This is a genomic window from Brevundimonas sp., assembly GCF_013823285.1.
GTDB lineage: Bacteria > Pseudomonadota > Alphaproteobacteria > Caulobacterales > Caulobacteraceae > Brevundimonas.
Genome location: NZ_PNLV01000159.1, coordinates 1 through 3,732 on the forward strand (window position 1 = coordinate 1; position 3,732 = coordinate 3,732).

Annotated in this window: 3 protein-coding genes; all 3 read right to left on the reverse strand. The window is 68.7% G+C overall.

Annotated elements, in window-relative coordinates; genetic code table 11:
* A partial coding sequence (locus C0461_RS13790; protein WP_292107807.1) for an MFS transporter occupies positions 1-1,230 on the reverse strand: 1,230 nt, incomplete at its 3' end.
* 31 nt (positions 1,231-1,261) lie between these two features.
* Positions 1,262-2,473, reverse strand: coding sequence for a D-mannonate dehydratase ManD (gene manD, locus C0461_RS13795; protein ID WP_292107809.1), 1,212 nt, complete (start codon positions 2,471-2,473; stop codon positions 1,262-1,264).
* A 14-nt stretch (positions 2,474-2,487) separates the two neighbouring features.
* Positions 2,488-3,633: an endo-1,4-beta-xylanase gene (locus C0461_RS13800; RefSeq protein WP_292107811.1), complete on the reverse strand. Its 1,146-nt coding sequence runs from the start codon at positions 3,631-3,633 to the stop codon at positions 2,488-2,490.
* Between the last annotated feature and the right edge of the window lie 99 nt (positions 3,634-3,732).

Genomic DNA, 3,732 nt, shown 5'->3' on the forward strand with positions numbered 1-3,732 from the left:
CAGGGCGATCAGATAGGTCACGCTGGCGAAGGCCAGCAGCGGCACATAGCTCCCGGTGGCCTCAAGCGTCCAGCCGGCCACCTTGGCGATGAACATGCCGCCCACCGCGCCGGCGAAACCGCCCAGACCCACCACCGTCGCCACCGCATGTTTGGGGAAGGTGTCGGACACCAGGGTGAACAGATTGGCCGACCACCCCTGGTGGGCCGCCGCCGCCAGGCCGATCACCGCCACCGCTGCGATCAGATTGTCCGCGAACACAGCCATTGAAATGGGCGTCACGCACAGGGCGCAGACCAGCATGGCGGTCTTGCGTCCCCGGTTCACTGACCAGCCCCTGTGGATCAGCCGCGACGACAGCCAGCCGCCGCCCACGCTGCCCACGTCGGCCAGCAGATAGACCGCCACCAGCGGCGGCCCGAACGTCAGCAGGTTCAGGTCATAGGTCTTGCCGAAGAAGTCGGGCAGCCAGAACAGGAACAGCCACCACACCGGATCGGTCAAGAATTTGCCGACGATGAAGGCCCAGGCCTCGCGTCGCTTCAGCGCCTGCCCCCAGCTGATCTTTCCCGGCGCATCCGGCGGGTCGCTCTCGATATGGGCCAGCTCGGCGGCCGTCACCCGCGGGTTCTCGCGCGGGCGACGATAGACCAGGAACCACAACGCCATGAGCACAAGGCCGGACAGGCCGGTGATGATGAAGGCGGCGCGCCAGCCGAAGGCCAGCACCAGGATGGGCACAAGGATCGGCGTCAGCAGGGCGCCCACATTGGACCCGGCGTTGAAGATGCCGGTGGCCAGCGCCCGCTCGCGCTTGGGGAACCACTCCGACACCGCCTTGACCGCACCCGGAAAGCCCGCCGATTCCCCGACGCCCAGGGCGAAGCGGGCCATGGCGAACTGGATCACCGAGCTGGCCCCCGCATGGGCGGCCGCCGCCAGGCTCCAGACCCCGATGGCGATGCCCAGACCCCAGCGCGCGCCGATGCGGTCGATCAGGCGGCCCACCAGCAGCAGGCCGATGGCGTAGGCGCCCTGGAAGGCCACCACGATGTTGGCGTAGTCGCTCTCGCTCCAGCCGAACTCCACCTCCAGCACCGGCTTCAGCACGCCGAAGATCAGCCGGTCCACGTAGTTGATGGTGATGGCGAGGAACAGCAGGGCGCAGATCACCCAGCGGTAGTTGCCCCGAAAGGCGCGCGGGCCGCGTTCAACCGGAATCTCGCTCATCTCGTGGTCCTTCCTCGCGGGGCGCGGCGTCTCACCAGTCAGTCATGGACCCGTCGGGCAGGCGCGCGACCGGCAGACAGGCGGGGCTGTACGGATGCGTGGCCGCCAGATCCTCGTCGATATCCACGCCCAGCCCCGGCGCCTCGCCCGGGTGCATCATCCCGTCCGCGAAGCTGTAGGCGTGGGGAAACACCGCGTCCGTTTCGGGGGTGTGGCGCATGTATTCCTGGATGCCGAAGTTCGGGATCGACAGGTCGAAGTGGAGGGCCGCCGCCATGGCCACCGGGGACAGATCCGTCGCCCCGTGACACCCGGTGCGCACCTTGTAGAGATCGGCCAGGGCCGCGATCCGGCGCAGGTGCGTGATCCCGCCGGCGTGCACCACCGTGGCGCGGATGTAGTCGATCAACTGCTCCTCGATCAGGGTCTTGCAGTCCCAGATGGAGTTGAACACCTCGCCCACCGCCAGCGGCGTGGTGGTGTGCTGGCGGATCAGGCGGAACCCGGCCTGGTTCTCGGCCGCCACCGCGTCCTCCATCCAGAACAGGCGGTAGGGCTCCAGGTCCTTGCCCAGCCGCCCCGCCTCGATGGGCGTCAGCCGGTGATGCACGTCGTGCAGCACATGCACGTCCCAGCCCAGCGCCTCTCGCGCCGCGTCGAACAGCTGCGGCGCCGTCCTCAGATAGGGCTCGGTCGCCCACTGCGTCTCCGTCGGCAGGGCCGCGTCGGCGGGCTCGTAGAACATCTTGTCCTTCGAGACCCCGTAGGTCCCCTTCACGCCGGGCACGGCGGTCTGCAGCCGCACCGCCTTGTAGCCCCTGGCCACATAGTCCGCCGCCTGGGCCACGGTCTCGTCCACCGTCTCGCCGTTGGCGTGGCCGTACACCATCACACCGTCGCGGCACGCCCCGCCCAGCAGCTGGTACAGCGGCAGACCCGCCACCCTGGCCTTGATGTCCCACAGCGCCATGTCCACCGCCGCGATGGCGGTCATGGTCACCGGCCCGCGCCGCCAGTAGGCGCCCCGGTAGAGGTACTGCCAGATGTCCTCGATGCGGTGCGCGTCCCTGCCGATCAGACAGGGAATGACGTGCTCGGCCAGATAGGCGTCCACCGCCAGTTCGCGCCCGTTCAGGGTGGCGTCGCCCACGCCGCTGATGCCCGCGTCGGTCTCGATCTTCAGGGTGACGAAATTGCGCCCGGGACAGGTGACGATGGTGCGGGCGGCGGTGATGACGGGCATGGGACCAGAATGACCTAGCGCGCCGGGGCGGCGATGAAGGCGTCGGCGATGGCCTGGCGCAGGGGCTTGGGCTGGTACGCAGCGTCGTAGGGCGTCGGCCGTTTGGCGATCCCGTCGGGCCGCACCCAGTGGGTCTGCAGCCAGGAGTAGGAATCCACCATGCCCCAGGCCAGAACGTCCTTGGTCTGCGGATAGCTCAGCATCAGGTCCAGATACCGCCGCGCCAGCTCGGCCACCGCCTGGTCCCGCGAGGGAATGTCGGCGGGCAGGTTCTTGTCGTGCACGTCGAACTCGCTGATGACGATGTCCAGGCCCATGCCCGTGACCTCGTCCATGAAGCGGCGCCAGTTGTCTTCCCGCGCCGTGTCGAAGCCGACGGAGTCGTCACTGTTGCCCGAGCCGATGTGGCTCTGGATTCCCAGGGCGTCTATGGGCACGCCGCGCGCCTTCATCCCTTCCAGCAGACGCAGGACGCCCGCCTGATGCTGCTCGTGGCCGGCCTCCCAGCTCATGTAGTCATTGTAGACCAGCTGGGCGTTCGGCGCCGCCGCCCGGGCCGTGTGGAAGGACAGGTCGATGATCTCCTGATGGCCCAGATGGCGCGACAGGGCCGTCTCGCGCAGGGCCCCGGTGTTCTCGTCCACGGTCTCGTTGACCACGTCCCAGGAATCGATCCGGTCGCCGTATCTGTCGACGATGGCGTTGATGTGCTCCACCACCAGCCGCTCGGCCTCGGCCGCCGGGCGCGCGCCGTAGTCGTGGGTCTCCAGCCATTCGGGAAACCAGCGCGGATGGTGCCAGACCAGGGTGTGGCCCCGCACGCCCATGCCGTGCTGCGCCGCGAAATCCATCACCCGGTCAGCCCGGGCATAGTCGTAGGTGTTCACGTCGGGCCGCAGCACGTACCACTTGAGTTCATTCTCATGCACCAGCACGCCGCACTCGCGGGCCAGGATTTCGCGATAGCGCGGATCGTCCAGGGAGGCTGTCACGGTCCCCGGCTGCCCTGCGCCCACAGCGCTGCCGAAGCGCATGCCCTTTCTCTGGGCCAGCTCATGCAGGGAGGGGGTCGGGGTCCCCTGCCCCCGTGCGTTTGCGGACTCGCAGGCGGCCAGCAGGCCGGCGGCGGACAGGCTCAGGGCCTGGCGACGGTTCATCATGATGTGTCTCTCACGCTTGCGGCGCCGGGAGGCGCGCCGGGTTCAGGGTCGGCCAGATGGCCAAGTTCGCCCCGCGCCCGGGCCTTGCGGCCGTAGACA

Bases quoted from the DNA above. Each gene is read 5' to 3' on its own strand.
- manD (WP_292107809.1), bottom strand. From the start codon at position 2,473: ATGCCCGTCATCACCGCCGCCCGCACCATCGTCACCTGTCCCGGGCGC.
- C0461_RS13800 (WP_292107811.1), bottom strand. From the start codon at position 3,633: ATGATGAACCGTCGCCAGGCCCTGAGCCTGTCCGCCGCCGGCCTGCTG.